General features: G+C 74.4%; 15 protein-coding genes. 8 read left to right on the top strand and 7 right to left on the bottom strand.

The window, feature by feature from the left end; genetic code table 11:
• The first annotated feature begins 65 nt into the window (after nt 1–65).
• The 3 genes from ACFPGP_RS07100 (at nt 66) to ACFPGP_RS07110 (ending at nt 4146) form a co-directional block, all read left to right on the top strand.
• On the top strand, nt 66–584 hold the full coding sequence (locus ACFPGP_RS07100; protein ID WP_378588756.1) for a SigE family RNA polymerase sigma factor: 519 nt from the start codon (nt 66–68) through the stop codon (nt 582–584).
• Nucleotides 581–1852, top strand: coding sequence for a hypothetical protein (locus ACFPGP_RS07105; protein ID WP_378588758.1), 1272 nt, complete (start codon nt 581–583; stop codon nt 1850–1852). The genes ACFPGP_RS07100 and ACFPGP_RS07105 overlap by 4 nt, the downstream gene beginning before the upstream one ends.
• Nucleotides 1853–2004: 152 nt before the next feature.
• A complete protein-coding gene (locus tag ACFPGP_RS07110) occupies nt 2005–4146 on the top strand; it encodes a HelD family protein (RefSeq protein ID WP_378588760.1) in 2142 nt (713 codons plus the stop codon).
• 226 nt (nt 4147–4372) lie between these two features.
• Here ACFPGP_RS07110 and ACFPGP_RS07115 read toward each other — a convergent pair whose 3' ends face one another.
• Together ACFPGP_RS07115 and ACFPGP_RS07120 are read right to left on the bottom strand one after the other, a co-directional pair.
• Complete coding sequence (locus ACFPGP_RS07115; protein ID WP_378588762.1) at nt 4373–4786, bottom strand: hypothetical protein; 414 nt, start codon at nt 4784–4786, stop codon at nt 4373–4375.
• Complete coding sequence (locus ACFPGP_RS07120; protein WP_378588764.1) at nt 4783–5133, bottom strand: VOC family protein; 351 nt, start codon at nt 5131–5133, stop codon at nt 4783–4785. The genes ACFPGP_RS07115 and ACFPGP_RS07120 overlap by 4 nt, the downstream gene beginning before the upstream one ends.
• Before the next feature lie 66 nt (nt 5134–5199).
• Between ACFPGP_RS07120 and ACFPGP_RS07125 the strand changes: the two genes are divergently transcribed.
• The 3 genes from ACFPGP_RS07125 to ACFPGP_RS07135 are packed head-to-tail and all read left to right on the top strand — an operon-like array spanning nt 5200 to nt 9227.
• Entirely contained in the window at nt 5200–6792 is a 1593-nt protein-coding gene (locus tag ACFPGP_RS07125) for a glycoside hydrolase family 5 protein (RefSeq protein WP_378588766.1), read from the top strand.
• A gap of 16 nt (nt 6793–6808) precedes the next feature.
• The gene (locus ACFPGP_RS07130; RefSeq protein ID WP_378588768.1) at nt 6809–8716 is read left to right on the top strand and encodes an anthranilate synthase family protein; all 1908 of its coding nucleotides are present in this window, start codon (nt 6809–6811) and stop codon (nt 8714–8716) included.
• Nucleotide 8717: 1 nt separating this feature from the next.
• Nucleotides 8718–9227, top strand: coding sequence for a GNAT family N-acetyltransferase (locus ACFPGP_RS07135; RefSeq protein ID WP_378588769.1), 510 nt, complete (start codon nt 8718–8720; stop codon nt 9225–9227).
• On the opposite strand, the gene ACFPGP_RS07140 is transcribed toward ACFPGP_RS07135, so the two are convergent.
• Genes ACFPGP_RS07140 through ACFPGP_RS07150 form a run of 3 tightly spaced genes read right to left on the bottom strand, consistent with a single transcriptional unit; the run spans nt 9205 to nt 11352 of the window.
• Entirely contained in the window at nt 9205–9717 is a 513-nt protein-coding gene (locus ACFPGP_RS07140; RefSeq protein ID WP_378588771.1) for a GNAT family N-acetyltransferase, read from the bottom strand. The two genes, ACFPGP_RS07135 and ACFPGP_RS07140, sit on opposite strands and share 23 nt — an antisense overlap.
• 9 nt (nt 9718–9726) lie before the next feature.
• Nucleotides 9727–11160, bottom strand: coding sequence for a flavin monoamine oxidase family protein (locus tag ACFPGP_RS07145; protein WP_378588773.1), 1434 nt, complete (start codon nt 11158–11160; stop codon nt 9727–9729).
• Between the two features lie 60 nt (nt 11161–11220).
• Entirely contained in the window at nt 11221–11352 is a 132-nt protein-coding gene (locus ACFPGP_RS07150) for a hypothetical protein (RefSeq protein WP_378588775.1), read from the bottom strand.
• A 171-nt stretch (nt 11353–11523) separates the two neighbouring features.
• Between ACFPGP_RS07150 and ACFPGP_RS07155 the strand changes: the two genes are divergently transcribed.
• Together ACFPGP_RS07155 and ACFPGP_RS07160 are read left to right on the top strand one after the other, a co-directional pair.
• Entirely contained in the window at nt 11524–12111 is a 588-nt protein-coding gene (locus ACFPGP_RS07155; RefSeq protein WP_378588777.1) for an anthranilate synthase component II, read from the top strand.
• Complete coding sequence (locus tag ACFPGP_RS07160; RefSeq protein WP_378588779.1) at nt 12108–13424, top strand: anthranilate synthase component I family protein; 1317 nt, start codon at nt 12108–12110, stop codon at nt 13422–13424. The genes ACFPGP_RS07155 and ACFPGP_RS07160 overlap by 4 nt, the downstream gene beginning before the upstream one ends.
• On the opposite strand, the gene ACFPGP_RS07165 is transcribed toward ACFPGP_RS07160, so the two are convergent.
• Together ACFPGP_RS07165 and ACFPGP_RS07170 are read right to left on the bottom strand one after the other, a co-directional pair.
• Nucleotides 13417–14829: a HAMP domain-containing sensor histidine kinase gene (locus ACFPGP_RS07165; RefSeq protein WP_378588780.1), complete on the bottom strand. Its 1413-nt coding sequence runs from the start codon at nt 14827–14829 to the stop codon at nt 13417–13419. The two genes, ACFPGP_RS07160 and ACFPGP_RS07165, sit on opposite strands and share 8 nt — an antisense overlap.
• A complete protein-coding gene (locus tag ACFPGP_RS07170) occupies nt 14826–15545 on the bottom strand; it encodes a response regulator transcription factor (protein ID WP_378588782.1) in 720 nt (239 codons plus the stop codon). Before ACFPGP_RS07170 ends, ACFPGP_RS07165 begins: the two co-directional genes overlap by 4 nt.
• Nucleotides 15546–15606 lie beyond the last annotated feature (61 nt).

Here is a 15606-nt window from a genome sequence, read left to right on the forward strand (position 1 = left end):
GTCACCGGGTGGTCCGTACGGGCGTGACCACCTTGCTGGATCCGGCTGCCCATGTGGGGGGACGTGTGACCTTGTCTGACGACACCGCCGGGCGGTCGACGTTCGACGACTTCGTGGCCACGCGCTCCAGCAGCCTCCTGCGCACCGCCTACCTGCTGACCCGCGACCACGCCCTGGCCGAGGACCTCCTGCAGACGGCGCTGACCAAGGCGTGGTTCGCCTGGAGCCGGATCGAGGGCCACCCGGACCCCTACGTCCGCAAGATCCTGGTCAACACCTACGCCTCGTGGTGGCGGCGGAAGTGGAACGGCGAGCGCCCCACCGAGGACCTCCCGGAGGTGGTGCACTCCCACGTGGACCTCGACGCCGCGGCGAGCGACACCGCCCACGACCTGTGGGACGCGATGGGGCGCCTGCCCCGGCGGCAGCGCGCGGTGGTCGTGCTGCGCTACTTCGAGGACCTCACCGAGGTCGAGACGGCGGCACTGCTCGGGATCAGCATCGGCACCGTCAAGAGCCAGGCCAGCAAGGCCCTCGCCAAGCTGCGCATCGATCCCGCCCTGAGCGAGGAGGACGCCCGATGAGCACGATCAGCGACCTGCGCGAGACCCTGGACCGGCACGCCGAGGACCTCGTCGACACCGGACTGACCGGACGTGCGGGCGCGGTGCGCCGGCAGGTCCGCGTGGCGCGGCGCCGCCGGGCCGCGACCGCGATCGTCGCTGCTGCGGTCGCGCTCGGCGGCACCGTCACGGCGGTCGGCCTCGCGGAGGGCCGGAGCAGCACGCCGCAGCCGGCCAGCGAGCTCGGCGGGCACGCCGTACCCGCGCAGCTCACCTCGCTGGGCTACACCTACGCCTACACCGACGGCGTCGCCGGCGCTGAGAGTGCGACCCTGAGCCTGCCCGCGACCAACGCCCCGCGACTCGTCTCCTGGGCCGCGTCGGGCGACGGGCTCGAGCTCACCGGCCCCCGGCACGACGCGTGGAGCTCGGGCGCGACCCACTTCGACGACTTCGCGTTCGTGGCGGCAGGTGACCACCCGACGTTCACGGCGTCCGGCGACGACGTCGCGCTCGCGGTCTACGAGCTGACCGACGCCGCCCCGGAGGGCGTGACGCGCGACGGGATCACGTTCCGCCAGCAGGTCGCCGGGCAGTCGCTGCTCGACGCGGCCGTCGCAGACTCGGGAGCCGCCCGTGCCTCGGCCGACATCGAGGGGGCCGGGGCCGGGCGGTTGACCGTCGCCTACTTCTGCACGGGCGGTGGCGACGGGACGACCGTCCACGTGTCGGTGGCCGGGATGCCGGCAGCCTCGACGGCCGGCTGCACGGACGACACCTTCGACCCGGGTGGGATCGACGGACGGCGTTCCCTGTCCTGGACCCCGCCGCCGGGTGGCACGGGGCAGGTCCGGGTCTGGGCCACGCGGGGACCCGACGGTCCCGAGGTCGTCGACCCCGACCTGCGGCTCGGCGTCGGGATCTACGGTCCCGCCGAGTCCACGGAGCGGACGGCGGGGGTGTCGCTGCCGGCGCTCACCGAGCGCGACGGCCACGTCTGGCAGCTGGTCGACGTCGAGACGTCCGCGCCGGGCGCCCGGAAACTTGCCGTCACCGCGCCCGGGCAGGACGTCGTGGCGCAGGCCCTGCTCACCGGCGTGCCCGTGGGCACCCACGGTCAGCTGCACTCGGGCAGCCGGCGACTCTCGTGGGTGCTGGCGGACGACGAGCAGACCGGACGGGTCCCCGGCGTGCTGCGTGCGGACGACCCTGCGCTGAGGCTCGAGCTCGTCGGACCCGCTGGTCCCGACGCCCGGATGGCGTTCGCGCTCTACTCCCAGCTCGGATAGGGCCCGGAAAGGGGCAGTACTGGTCCTCCGGCCCACCACTCCGGGGTAGGCTTGAGGACTTGTCTGTCCGTCGGGGGAAGCTGGGAAGGCAGTTGTCAGAGCCGTTGTCTGAGGGAGTCGCCGAGCGCGAGGTCGCTCGGGAGCAGCAGTTCGTGGATCGGGTCTACCGCCAGCTGGAGCGGTCGGCCACGGCCGCGCAGGCGATCGCCCGGGAGGGGCACGCGCGCGGGGGGCTGGGCCACGAGGGTGGCCTCGTGGAGCGCGACGCGATGGTCTTCCAGGCCGCGCGCCGGATCGCGCAGCTCGACGCCGCGCACGAGGGGCTGGTCTTCGGCCGTCTCGACCTGCGCGAGGAGGTCGACCCGGAGCCGCGCTACGTGGGCCGGATCGGGCTGCGCGACGAGCACCGCGACGCCCTGCTGATCGACTGGCGGGCGCCCGCGGCCGCGGTCTTCTACCAGGCCACGGCGGCCGAGCCCCACGACGTCGTACGGCGCCGCGTGCTGCGCTGCACCGGCCCCCAGGTCGTGGGGGTCGAGGACGAGCTGCTCGACGCCACGGTCGAGACCGACCTGCCGGTGGTGGGCGAGGGCGCGCTGATGGCGCAGCTCTCGCGGGCCCGCGACCGCTCGATGCACTCGATCGTGGCCACGATCCAGGCCGAGCAGGACCGGGCGATCCGCGCGCCCGGCAAGGGCGTCACCTCGATCAGCGGCGGTCCCGGCACCGGCAAGACGGTGGTGGCGCTGCACCGCGCGGCGTACCTGCTCTACACCGACCGCCGTCGCTACGAGGGTGGCGGCGTGCTCGTGGTCGGTCCGAGCGGCGTCTTCATGCGCTACATCGAGCGCGTCCTGCCGTCGCTCGGCGAGACCGCGGTCGCGCTGCGCTCGCTCGGCGAGGTCGTCGACGGCGTGCGCGCCACGCGTCACGACGAGCCGGCGGTCGCCGACGTCAAGGGCTCGGCCCGCATGGCCGAGGTGCTGCGGCGCACGGCGCGCCAGCAGGCGCCGGGCAGCCCGTCGTCCTTCCGCATCTTCTGGCGCGACGACGTGATCGTGCTCGACCGGGGTGTGCTCGGGCGCCTGCGCCGCCAGCTGATGTCGCAGGGCCGCCGCAACCGCCAGCTGACCCGGGTCGCGCCGACGCTGCTCGACGCGATGTGGCGCCAGGTGCGTGGTGAGCGGGGCCGCGAGCGCGGGCGCGAGGCGTTCGACGACGAGATGCTGTCGAACCAGGACTTCGTCGACTTCGCGGTCTCCTGGTGGCCGCCGCTCGACGCGCTCACCGTGCTCGGCTGGCTGCGCGACCCCGAGCTGCTGGCCCGCGTCGCCGACGGCGTGCTCAGCGCCGAGGACCAGCGGCTGATCGGCAAGTCGTGGGGCGACGACACCGGCGCACCGCTGGCGCTCTCGGTCGAGGACGTCGCGCTGCTCGACGAGCTGCGCTACGCGCTCGGGGACGTGCCCGTCCAGCAGGACGACTCGCTGCACGACCCGCTCGCGGCGCTCGAGGGTGCCGTCGACCTGCAGGAGCTGACCACGGCCTCCGACCGCGAGTACGCACCGACCGGGCGCGCGTGGACCCCGCCCACCCACCGGATCGAGGACGACGGCTTCGCGCACGTGCTCATCGACGAGGCGCAGGACCTCACGCCCATGCAGTGGCGGATGGTGGGCCGGCGCGGCCGCACCGCGTCGTGGACGATCGTCGGTGACCCCGCCCAGTCGTCGTGGCCGGTGCCCGAGGAGGCTGCCGCCGCGCGGGCCGAGGCGCTCGAGGGCAAGCCGCTGCACGAGTTCCACCTCTCGACCAACTACCGCAACTCCTCCGAGATCTACGCCCACGCCGCGGCGTACGCCGAGCGGGCCGGCCTCGACGCCGACCTGCCGACCGCCGTGCGCTCGACCGGCGTCGAGCCGATCGAGGTCACCGACGTGACCGACCTCGAGGCCGCGACCCGCGAGGCCGTGGTGTCGATCGCGGGCCAGGTGCGCGGCACGGTCGGGATCGTGGTGCCGGTGGCCCGCCGCTCCGAGGTGAACGCCTGGCTGGCCTCGTGGCCCGAGCTCGCCGACGACGCCCCCGGCGCCCGCGAGGCGGTCGACTCCTCGACGAGTCCGTCGGGCGACGACCGCGTCGTCGTGCTCACCGGCGTCGACACCAAGGGCCTCGAGTTCGACGGCATCGTGGTCGTGCGCCCGCAGGAGATCGAGGACGAGTCGGCCACCGGCCGCGCCACGCTCTACGTCGTGCTGACCCGTGCCACGCAGCTGCTGACGACGATCAGCTGACGGCCGTGAGATTCGCCGCCCAGGCGGTGAATCTCACGGTTGTGAAGCGAAGCTTCGCTCGGGAACCGTGAATTTCGTACGCCGCGACCGCGTTGCTGCTGCTCCATCACGGGATGCAGGCGGAGCCTCGCGTCCCTCGCCGAGCTCGGCACGGGGAGTGCAGGTCGACCTGCACACCGTGGTGGAACAGCACTCCGACGAGACAGCCTCCGACCCGGCCCACCGATCAGCTGACCGCGGCGTCGCGCACCGCGCGCAGCATCCGTCGTACGGCGACCACGTGCGCGCGGCTGGAGATCACCAGCAGCCGGTACGCCGCGCCCGCCGGGCCCGGGAAGTCGGCCCAGGTCTGCGCCGCGAGCACGGTGAGGTCGGGGCCCGCGGGGCGCACCTCGAAGACCAGCCGGTAGCGCGAGAACCGGTGCCGCCCGGCGAGCACGAGACGGGAGCCGGGCTCCTCCTCGACCACCGCGAAGCCGCCGGGAGGGTGGGTCCCGAGCACCCGCGTGAGCCGCGAGGCGTGGCCACCTGCGAGCCGGTCCGCGTAGCGCCGGAGCGAGACCCAGACCCGGTCGGGCGGTGCGGCGACCACGGTCCGGTGCTCGTCGACGAACGCGGGGAGGTCGGCGTCCGGGCTCATGCGAGGTGCTGCGTGACGTTGACGACCGTGCCGCTGGGGTCGCGCACGAAGAACCGTCGCAGTCCCCACTCCTCGGTCGTCAGCGGGTGCACGATCTCGAGGCCGGCGGCGACCGCCCGGGCGTGCACCTCGTCGACGTCGTCCACCTCGATCGAGACGTCCGGGTGCTCCGGAGCCGTCGCGTCGGGGCCCATCACGCTGAGCTGCACCGCGCGGTCGTCGGTGCCGAAGAAGAGGATCCAGTCGAGGCCGGGGCTCTCCTCGAGACCGATCACCCCGGCGTAGAACGCCCGGCTGGCCGCGAAGTCATCGGAGCGGATGTTGGGCTTGATGCGCCTGACCCCCATGGAGCGACTCTAGGCCCCGTCGGCGTCCTCAGGCTGTTGACAGGAACACGTTCTAGGATGCGGCCCGTGTCCCGCGCCCTCGCCGTCGTCGTCGCGCTCGTCGCGACCCTGCTGACCCTGACCGAGCCACCCGCCGCGACCGCCGCGCCGGCCGCGAGCGGCCCGGCCGCCGCCACCAGCACCGCCACCGGCACCGCCGCCCCGGCCGCGACCGCCCCCACCCGGACGAACCGGCCGCACCGGCTGCAGCGGCTGCACACCACGCACGGCGAGCACGCCGCGATCGTGAACGAGAAGGGCGCGCAGGTGCTGCTGCGCGGGGTGAACGTCAACCAGCTCGGTGAGTACTTCCAGGCCAACCCCGACCTCGCGCCGACGATCCCGCTCACCCGGCGCGACTTCCACGACATCGCGGCCGTCGGCTTCAACAGCGTGCGGCTGCTGGTGAGCTGGTCGCGGCTGGAGCCGACGCCGGGCGCGTACGACACGGCCTACGTGGCCGAGATCCGCCAGGCGGTCCGCTGGGCAGCCGAGCGCGGCCTCTACGTCGTGCTCGACATGCACCAGGACGCCTACGGCATCGCCGTGGACACCCCGCTCGGCGAGACCTGCCCGTCCGGCACGCACCCCGCCAACGGCTGGGACGGCGCGCCGGCCTGGGCGACGATCACCGACGGCGCCTCGACCTGCACCCCGTCCCAGCGCGAGCTGGCACCTGCGGTGATGCACGCGTGGCAGAACTTCTACGACGACACCGACGGCGTTCAGACCCACCTGGTGCAGACGTGGGGCCGGCTGGCGCAGGACTTCGCGCGCAACAGCACGGTGGCCGGCTTCGACCTGCTCAACGAGCCCGGGTTCGGGCTCGACACGGCCGCGAACGCCACCACCGACCTCGGCCGGTTCTACCACCGCGCGATCCGGGCGGTCCGCCAGGGCGAGCGCGCGGGCGGCGGCTACTCGCACCCGATCTTCTTCGAGCCGAACGTCATGTGGTCGGCCTTCGGCAGCTGGGGCACGCCGGCGCCGGGCTTCACCCGCGACCGCAACATCGTCTTCGCACCTCACATCTACGCCGAGTCGCTGTCGCCCAACTCCATCGAGAGCGGCTTCTCCTCCGCGGCGACCGCGGCGGCCAGGTACGACGCACCCGTGTGGTCGGGGGAGTGGGGGTTCTTCCCCGACCAGCCGGCGGACGCCGCGGACCAGATCCGGAGGTACGCCAGGTCCGAGGACGCGCGCGGCGTCGGCGGCGCCTGGTGGAGCTGGAAGCAGGCGTGCGGCGACCCGCACGTCGTCAGCCAGCCGGGGGGCGAGCCGGCCGCGATCTCCCCGAGCCTCAACCGCTACTCCTGCCCCGAGCAGGTCGTCTCCCCGATCGACCCGGCGTTCGGCGACGTGCTCTCGCGTCCGACGGCGCGCGCGGTGCCCGGACGGATCGACCTGCTCGCGACCGGCGGCCGGCACGGGGCGCTCGACCTGCGCGGCACCCGCACCCGCGACGCGGCCCGGTGCTCGCTGCGCGTGTTCGTGCCCGCCCGCCTCGCCGACGAGAAGGTCACCGTCGACGGGGTACGGCGCCTCGACCGCCAGCACCGGTCGGGCAACGTCGTGCTGCGCGGCTGCGTCGCGGACAAGTTCCGGCTGCGGATCGGCTGACAACTAGGCTCTGCGCATGGCGACGCCCTCCTCTGCCCGGGACGCGATCGAGGCGGTCCAGGCGCACGAGGCGTGGGCGATCATCCGGCGCTCCACCCGCGCGGGCGACCGCGACACCGTCGGCCTGGTCGGCGGCCGGCGGCGCGTCGTGGAGTCGCTGCTCGACGTCCCGCTCGAGGAGGGCCGACCCGAGGCCGGCCACATCGCCGACCGCCTGCTGGCGGTGCCGTTCCGGCAGGTACGCGAACGCGGCTTCGAGGCGCACGACGACGGCACGCCGCTGGTGGTCGTGGAGGTCGAGACCGAGCAGGAGTTCACCGTCGCCGAGGTGGTCGACGCGATCGACGACGACGGCGTCGAGCTGGCCGACCGCGGCGGCTTCGAGACCGACGACGAGGAGTACGGCAAGCTCGTCGCGTCGGTGATCAGCGACGAGATCGGGCACGGCGAGGGCGCCAACCTGGTGATCGGGCGGCACTACCGCGCGCAGGTCGCGGACTGGGGTGCGGACAAGGCGCTGGCCGTCTTCAAGCGGCTGCTCGAGCGCGAGCGCGGCGCCTACTGGACCTACGTCTTCTTCACCGGTGACCGCTACCTGATCGGCGCCAGCCCCGAGCGGCACGTGTCGATCCACGGCGGCGACGTGCGGATGAACCCGATCAGCGGCACCTTCCGGATCCCGCGCGAGGGCGCGGTGAAGCCGCGGCTGCTGGAGTTCCTCTCCGACGAGAAGGAGATCTACGAGCTCTTCATGGTGGTCGACGAGGAGCTCAAGATGATGTGCGACATCTGCACCGAGGGCGGCCAGGTGCTCGGCCCGTTCCTCAAGCCGATGAGCCACCTCGTGCACACCGAGTACCTGCTCGCCGGCCGCACCACCCGCGACCCGCGCGAGGTCCTGCGCGACACGATGTACGCCGCGACCGTCACCGGCAGCCCGGTCGAGAACGCCTGCCGGCTGATCAAGCGGTACGAGCCCACCGGCCGCGGCTACTACGGCGCGGCGCTCGCGGTGCTCGGCCGCGACGACGAGGGCCAGCCGGTGCTCGACAGCCCGATCGTGATCCGCACCGCCGACGTCGACCTCGACGGTCGGCTCACCGTGACCGCCGGGGCCACCCTGGTGCGCGACAGCGACCCGGCGTACGAGGTGGCCGAGACGCACGCCAAGGCAGGCGGGATCCTGAGCGCCTTCGGGCTGGTGCCGCTCGCGCCCGCGCCGACCACCGACGTCGCCGAGCTGGTGACCGACGAGGACGTGCTGATCGCGCTCAACGCCCGCAACCGCCGGCTCTCGACGTTCTGGCTGACCGACCAGGGCGGCTCGCCGCCCGACCCGTCGCTGGCGGGCAAGCGCGTCGTCGTGCTCGACGGCGAGGACGACTTCGTCAACATGCTGTGCCACGTGCTGCGCGTGCTCGGCATGGAGAGCGACGTCGTGCGCCACGACGACTACGTCGACGGCTGCCTCGACGGCTACGACCTCGTGGTCGTCGGCCCCGGCCCGGGCGACCCGCGCGACGGCGACGACCCGAAGATGCAGGTGCTGCGCCGGGTGGTCGGGCAGCTGCTCGCGGAGGAGCGGCCGTTCCTCGCGGTGTGCCTGGGGCACCAGGCGCTGTGCCACGCGCTCGGGGTGCCGCTGGCCTTCAAGGACATCGTCTTCCAGGGCACGCAGTCGCCGGTGTCGATCGGGGGCCGCACCGAGCGGGTCGGCTTCTACAACACCTTCGTCGGCCGGGTCGGCGACGGCGAGGCACTGCCCGACGGGGTCACCGTCGAGGCGGATCCCGCCACCGGTGACGTGCACCTGCTGCGCGGGCCGCACTACCGCGGCATCCAGTTCCACGCCGAGTCGATCCTCACCGAGCGCGGCCAGGACCTCGTGCACGACCTGGTGCGCGACCTGCTGGCGGGCGGCTGACGTGGCCGAGACCTCGATCCGGCTGCGCCCGGCCACGACCGACGACGTCGGGCTGCTGCGCCGGATGCTGACCGAGCCGGACTTCTTGGGCCCCGACTGGTCGGGCTTCTCCGACGCCGGACGGCTCGAGCGCCGTCTGGCGACCGAGGGGCTGCTCGCCGACGACGGCGGGATGCTGGTGGTCGAGGTGGACGGCGTCGCGGTCGGCCAGGTGTCGTGGCACGCGGTGAGCCACGGTGGCCCGGCGACCGTGTGGAACATCGGGGTCGCGCTCGCCCCCGAGGCCCGCGGTCGCGGCACCGGGACCCGGGCCCAGGCCATGATCGCCGAGTACCTGTTCGCGCACACGACGGCGCCGCGCGTCGAGGCGGGCGCCCGCGCCGACAACGTCGCGGAGTGCCGGGCGCTGGAGAAGGCCGGCTTCACCCGCGAGGGCACGCTCCGCTCGGCGCAGTTCAAGGACGGCGCCTGGCGCGACGTCGCGGTCTTCAGCCGGATCCGCGACGACTGAGCGGGAGCTCGTAGCGCAGCAGCACGGGGCGGGGCGGGAACGTGCTGCGGCTGCGTTCGCCGGTCGCGACCCAGCCGAGCCGCTCGTAGAACCGGCGGCCGCGGGCGTTGCCCTCGAACACCCGCAGCCACGCGACCTCCACGCCCGCGTCGCGCATCCGGGCGAGCAGGGCGTCGTGCGCCGCCTGCGCCACCCCGCTGCCCCAGCGCTCGACCGCGACGCCGAGGTGGAACAGCTCGTCGCCGCGCGACGCGGCGAACCCGACCAGCGCGCCGTCCTCCTCGACGACGGAGCAGTCGATGCCCGGTGTACCGAGCTCCTCGACCCAGCGCCGCGCCACCTCGTCGCGCGGGAACGGGTGCTCGTCCTGGGGGAAGACGTCGACCAGCGCGGCCACGGCGCCCGGCTGCTGGACCGCCACCACGGCCGGCACGTCTGCCGCGGTCATCGGGCGGAGGGTCACCTCGGACGGCGGGTGCTGCGGGGTCACCCGGGAACGCTAGCCCCCGGGGAAGAGCGAGCGTGCCACCTCGGCCGCCGCGCGCCGCCCGCTCCCGACGGCGCCGTCGAGGTAGCCGAACGACGCGAGGCTGGTGTGCTCTCCGGCGAAGTGGATGCCGCCCTCCGGGGTGGGCAGCAGGTCGGCGAACCGGGTGTACTGCCCGGGGCCGAACGCAGCGTACGAACCGCCCGACCAGGGGTCCGCGGTCCAGTCGTCGAGCCAGAAGCGCCCGCCCAGCGCTCCCTCCAGGCCCGGAGCCACCCGCGCGAGCACCGCGGCCGCTGCCGCCGGCACCTCGCCGGTGGCGGCGCCGTGCGCGGAGGAGGCGGCGAGCCACGGGTCCGGGCTGAAGAACGTGAGCAGGCCGGCCGAGCCGGACTGGGCGCGCGAGGTGTCCCACGCCGCGGTCGGAGGGGCGTCGGTGACCAGGAGCCCCGGCCAGGCCGGGTCGGCGTCCGGCTGCCGGGTCAGCTGGGCGAGCAGCTTGCGGTGCGTCCCCATCGGGACCTGCTCGATCGCCTCGAGCCGGCGGGCGGACAGCCCGGCGCCGGTCAGGTCGACCCGGCGCAGCGGCGGCAGCGGCGTGGCCAGCACCACGCGGTCGGCGACGAGGGGCTTCCCGGCGCCGGTGGCGACGTCGTACCGCCCGTCGGGCCGGCGCCGCACCGCGGTCAGCGGGGTCCCGAGGTGGACGCAGCCCTCCGGCAGCCGGGCGGCCAGCCCGGTGGCGAGCTGGTCGTTGCCGCCCGCGACGTGGAAGGTCTCCACCACCCCGCCCCGCGCGACGTCACCGAACGTGGCCTCCTCGGACGCCGTCTCGTTGCCGAAGGCGAAGGCGCCGGTCTCACCGGGGTCCGGCAGGCCGACGAACATGTGGTGGAGCGAGAGCGCGGACAGCCGGTCGGTCGGGAGGCCGAGGTTGAGGGTGACCATGAGGTCGAGCGCGCGACCCAGGCGCGAGCCGCGGCCGCCGTCGACGTGGGTGTCGAGCCAGTCGCGTGCCGACATCTCGTCGAGCTCCGCGCGCCGCCGCCCGCGCGCGGGGTCGTCGTCGTGGGGGGCGAGGACGGCGGCGTGCTGCGCGGCCAGCGTGGCCAGCACGGGGGAGAGGCCGGTGACCTCGTCCAGCGCCACGACCTCCCCGCCGAGGCGCGCGGCGCCGGGCACCACCGTGGCAGGGCGCCGGCTCTCGAGCTCCAGGCCCAGCTCCGCCACCAGGCCGAGCACGTGGTCCTGCCCGGTCTCGAGCAGCTCCCCGCCGTGCTCGCCGACCTGCCCGTCCGCCCAGCCGTGCGCCGACCAGCAGCGCCCGCCCACCCGGTCGCGGGCCTCGAGCACCGTGACCCGGGCCGGCCCCGAGAGACGGTCGGCGCAGCTGAGCCCGGCCAGGCCCGCGCCGACCACGACGACGTGGGGACGGGTGTCGGCCATCCGGTGAGTCTCACCGGCCCGGGCCCGCGCGTCGAGGCCTCGGCCCGGTGGTCTGGCCGGTCAGCGGTGCGTGCGCCGCTCCCGCACCCGGGCCAGGGCGGCCTGGATGCGGGCCTGGTTCTCCGGCTTGCGCGACTCGTCGTACACCTTCTTGGCGACGCCGGCCAGGACAGCGGTCCTCATCAGCTTCATGCCCTCCCGGTACCTCGAACGGCCCGCGCCATGCCCGCGACAGACGTCACCCGCCGACGACGCCGTCCGCGAGCGCCCGGTGCGAGCGCGCACTCCTCGATGCCGAGCCAGAACCGCTCCGGCCCGGTGCCGGGCCGGGCACGCCGGACCGGTCGCCGCTAGGTTGTGCGCGTGCCCGCGCGCGACGTCGTCGTCGTCGACCACCACGACTCCTACACGTGGAACCTCGTGCACCTCGTCGCCGAGGTGACCGGTGCCCTGCCGACCGTGGTCCAGCACGACGAGGTGGCGGTGGAGCAGGTGCTCGAGCACGACTTCGTGGTGCTGTCGCCGGGGCCCGGGACGCCGGTCGACGAGCACGACTTCGCCGTCGGGAGCGAGGTGCTGCGGGCGGGGACGCGTCCGGTGCTCGGGGTGTGCCTGGGCATGCAGGGGCTCGTGACGACCTACGGCGGGAAGGTCGACCGCGTGCTGCCGGCGCACGGCACGGTCGCGCGGATCAGCCACGACGGCCGCGGCGTGTTCCGCGGGCTGCCGCAGTACTTCGCCGGCGTGCGCTACCACTCGCTCGCGGTGCTCGACCTGCCCGACGTCCTCGAGACGACGGCGGCCTGCGCCGGGCCGGGCGAGGACGACCCGTGGGTGGTGATGGGCGTGCGCCACCGCGACCTTCCGCAGGAGGGCGTGCAGTTCCACCCCGAGTCGGTCCTGTCCGAGCACGGCGCCCGCATCGTGGCCAACTTCCTGGACCTCCCGTGAGCCCGGCGACCCGCGACTTCGAGCCAGGCGCAGGAGACCCCGTCGCGTTCTTCCGCGAGGTCGCCGGCCGCCACCCGCGCTGCTTCTGGCTCGACGGCGGCGGCGCCCGCGAGTGGTCGGGGCGCCGCTCGCTCATCGGCTGGCTCGACGCCGAGGACGAGTCGCTGACCTACGACGCCGCCCGCCGCGAGGTCACCCGCCACGCCGGCGGGCGGTCGGAGGTCGTCGGGGACGACGTCTTCGCGGTGCTCGAGGAGGCGGTCGCGGCCAGCGGTCCGCGGGCCCACTGGTTCGGCTACCTCGGGTACGCGGCGCGGCCCGACCTGCCCGCGCGCACCGGCGGCGGCCTCCCCGACGCGGTGTGGATGCGGGCGCGGCACGTGCGGATGTTCGAGCACCCCTCGACGGGCGCGTCCGGCGAGGGGGCCGGGACGCCCCCTCCCCGGCGGGGGTCGGCGGCCTCGCCACCGGGCGGGGTGCCGGGCGAGGTGCCGGGTGACTACGCGACGGCGTTCGAGCGCGTGCAGGAGCACCTGCACGCCGGCAACACCTACGAGGTCAACCTCACCTACCGCGTCGACCTGCCGCGCGACGGGGTCGCCGACCTCGACCCGGTGACGGCGTACCTCCGACTCCGCGCGCTCAACCCGGCGCCGTACGCCGGCTTCCTCCAGCACGACGTGCGCGGTCACCGGGCGTGGCTGCTGAGCTCGTCACCGGAGCGGTACGCCGTGGTCGGCTCCGACCGCGTGCTCGAGACCAAGCCGATCAAGGGCACCACGCCACGGGGCGCCACGCCGGCCGAGGACGAGCAGCGGCGCCACGAGCTCGCCGCCGAGCCGCGGTTCCGCGCCGAGAACCTGATGATCGTGGACCTGCTCCGCAACGACCTCTCGATGGTCTGCGAGCCGGGGACCGTCGAGGTGCCCGCGCTGATGACCGTCGAGTCCTACGAGAACGTGCACCAGCTGGTGTCCACCGTCCGCGGCCGGCTGCGCGCCGAGGTGACCACGGTCGGGGCGCTGCGTGCGCTCTTCCCGGCCGGCTCGATGACGGGAGCCCCCAAGCTGCGCACGATGCAGGTGATCGAGGAGGTCGAGGGAACGCCGCGCGGCGTCTACTCCGGAGCCTTCGGCTGGGTCGCGGGCGACGGCCGGGCCGACCTCGGCGTGGTGATCCGCAGCCTGGTCACCGCCGGCGACGGCACCTGGTGGCTGGGCACCGGCGGCGGGATCACCGTGCAGTCGGACGTCGCGAGCGAGTACGACGAGTCGCTGTGGAAGGCGGACCGGCTGCGGGCCGTCTTCAGCTGACGCCGGCCGGGGCGTCCACCGACCCGGGGATCGTCACGGTCATCCGGGTGCCGCCCGCGGGCGAGGCCGAGGGGACGACCGCGCCGGCGTGCCGGCCGACGACCTGGTCGACGATCGCCAGCCCGAGGCCCGAGCCCGGCATCGCCCGCGACTCGTCCGAGCGCCAGAAGCGCTCGAAGACGTGGTCGCGGTCCTCCGGCGCGATGCCCGGACCCTCGTCGTCGACGACCAGCGCACCGTCGGCGAGCCGTACCCGCACGGTGCCGCCCTCGGGGCTCCACTTGGCGGCGTTGTCGAGCAGGTTGGTGACCGCCCGCTCGAGCGAGGACGCCTCGCCGACCACCCACCAGGGGTCGAGGTCGACCTCGAACGTGACACCGGGCGCCCGCCGGCGTACCCGGCCGACCGCCCGGTCGACGACCTCGCTGAGGTCGACCGGCTCGACGACCAGCGGGACCGGCTCGTCGCGCGCGAGCTCGACCAGGTCGCCGATCAGGGTGGTCAGCTCCTCGATCTGCGCCCGCACGTCGTCGAGCAGCTCGGCGCGGGCACGCGGCTCGAGGTCGGGCAGGTCGCCGCGGTCGGCCTGGGTGAGCAGGTCGATGTTGGTGCGCAGCGACGTCAGCGGCGTGCGGAGCTCGTGCCCGGCGTCGGCGACGAGCTGGCGCTGCCGGTCGCGCGACGCGCCGAGCGCGGTGAGCATGTGGTTGAAGGAGATCGCGAGGCGGGCGATCTCGTCGTCGCCCTCGACGCGCAGCGGCCGGAGGTCCTCGGTGCGGGCGATGTCCTCGACCGACGCCGTGAGCCGGCGGACCGGCCGCAGGCCGTTGCGGGCCACCGCCCAGCCGACGGCGCCGGCGATGATCACCCCGACCACGCCGAAGAAGAGCATCACCGCGCCGAGCTTGGCCAGCACCTTCTCCTGCGGGCCGAGCGACTGCGCGATGACGAGCGCCTGTCCCGGCTGGTCGCCCGGCACGGTCACCACCCGGTACCGGGCTCCGTCAGCCGCGATGATCGTGCGCAGGCTCGACGGCGACTGGCCGGTCGCGACGTGGTACTCGGGCTCACCCAGCACCAGCTCGGGGCCGTCGTCGGCGAGCGAGATGACCTGGCCGCTGCTGGTGAGGAAGGCGATCCGGACGTCGGCGGCGCCGAGCGCCCACGACGGGACCCGGGGAGTCGTCGTAGCGAGGTTGGAGAGGGCCGGGAGCGAGGCCGCCCGCTCCGCCCGCTCGGTCAGCGACTCGTCGAGAGTCTCCTGCATCTGCATCCGCACCGTCACGTAGACCGCGAGCGCGGCGAACGCCATCGCCACGCCGACGCTGAACGTGGTCAGCAGGATCACCCGGCCGGCCAGCGACCGCTTGTAGTGCCAGCGCGGGAGGAGGGTGGGGGGGTTCACGACTCCTGCTTCAGCACGTACCCGACCCCGCGCACGGTGTGCAGCAGCCGGGGCTCGCCGTCGGCCTCGGTCTTGCGGCGCACGTAGCCGACGTACACCTCGAGCGAGTTGGCCGTGGTCGGGAAGTCGTAGCCCCAGACCTCCTCGAGGATGAACGAGCGTTCGAGCACACGTCGGGGCCGGCGCAGGAACAGCTCGAGCAGCGTGAACTCGGTGCGGGTCAGCTCGATCGTCCGGTCGCCCCGGCGCACCTCGCGGGTGGCGAGGTCCATCGAGAGGTCGGCGAAGGTGAGGACCTCGTCGTCCGCACCGTCGGCGGGCACGACCCGGCGCAGGAGGGCGCGCAGCCGGGCGAGCAGCTCGGCGAGGGCGAAGGGCTTGGTGAGGTAGTCGTCGGCGCCGGCGTCGAGCCCCTCGACCCGGTCGCCCACGGCGTCGCGGGCGGTGAGCACCAGGATCGGGACGTCGTTGCCGGCGGTGCGCAGGGCGCGGGTGGCCTCGAGCCCGTCGAGGCGCGGCATCATCACGTCCATCACGACGACGTCGGGGTCGGTGCCCGCGATCACGGCCAGGGCCTCGGCGCCGTCGCCGGCCAGGACGACGTCGTAGCCGTTGAACTCCAGCGACCGGCGCAGCGACTCACGCACGGCCTTGTCGTCGTCGACGACGAGCACCCGTGAGCGGGGCGTGCTCCCCGTCGTCCCTGCAGCGTCCACGGGGCCACTGTGCCAGCCGAGGCTGAGCGGTCACTGAGAACGCCGCGCGTCGCGCCGGCGC

The sequence above is a fragment of the Nocardioides taihuensis genome (assembly GCF_042657275.1).
GTDB classification, from domain to species: Bacteria; Actinomycetota; Actinomycetes; order Propionibacteriales; family Nocardioidaceae; genus Nocardioides; species Nocardioides taihuensis.

Excerpts from the sequence above, each read along its gene's own strand:
- ACFPGP_RS07130 (WP_378588768.1), top strand. The coding sequence starts at position 6,809 with ATGGCGACGCCCTCCTCTGCCCGGGACGCGATCGAGGCGGTCCAGGCG.
- ACFPGP_RS07105 (WP_378588758.1), top strand. The coding sequence starts at position 581 with ATGAGCACGATCAGCGACCTGCGCGAGACCCTGGACCGGCACGCCGAG.
- ACFPGP_RS07115 (WP_378588762.1), bottom strand. The coding sequence starts at position 4,786 with ATGAGCCCGGACGCCGACCTCCCCGCGTTCGTCGACGAGCACCGGACC.
- ACFPGP_RS07145 (WP_378588773.1), bottom strand. The coding sequence starts at position 11,160 with ATGGCCGACACCCGTCCCCACGTCGTCGTGGTCGGCGCGGGCCTGGCC.
- ACFPGP_RS07120 (WP_378588764.1), bottom strand. The coding sequence starts at position 5,133 with ATGGGGGTCAGGCGCATCAAGCCCAACATCCGCTCCGATGACTTCGCG.
- ACFPGP_RS07150 (WP_378588775.1), bottom strand. The coding sequence starts at position 11,352 with ATGAAGCTGATGAGGACCGCTGTCCTGGCCGGCGTCGCCAAGAAGGTG.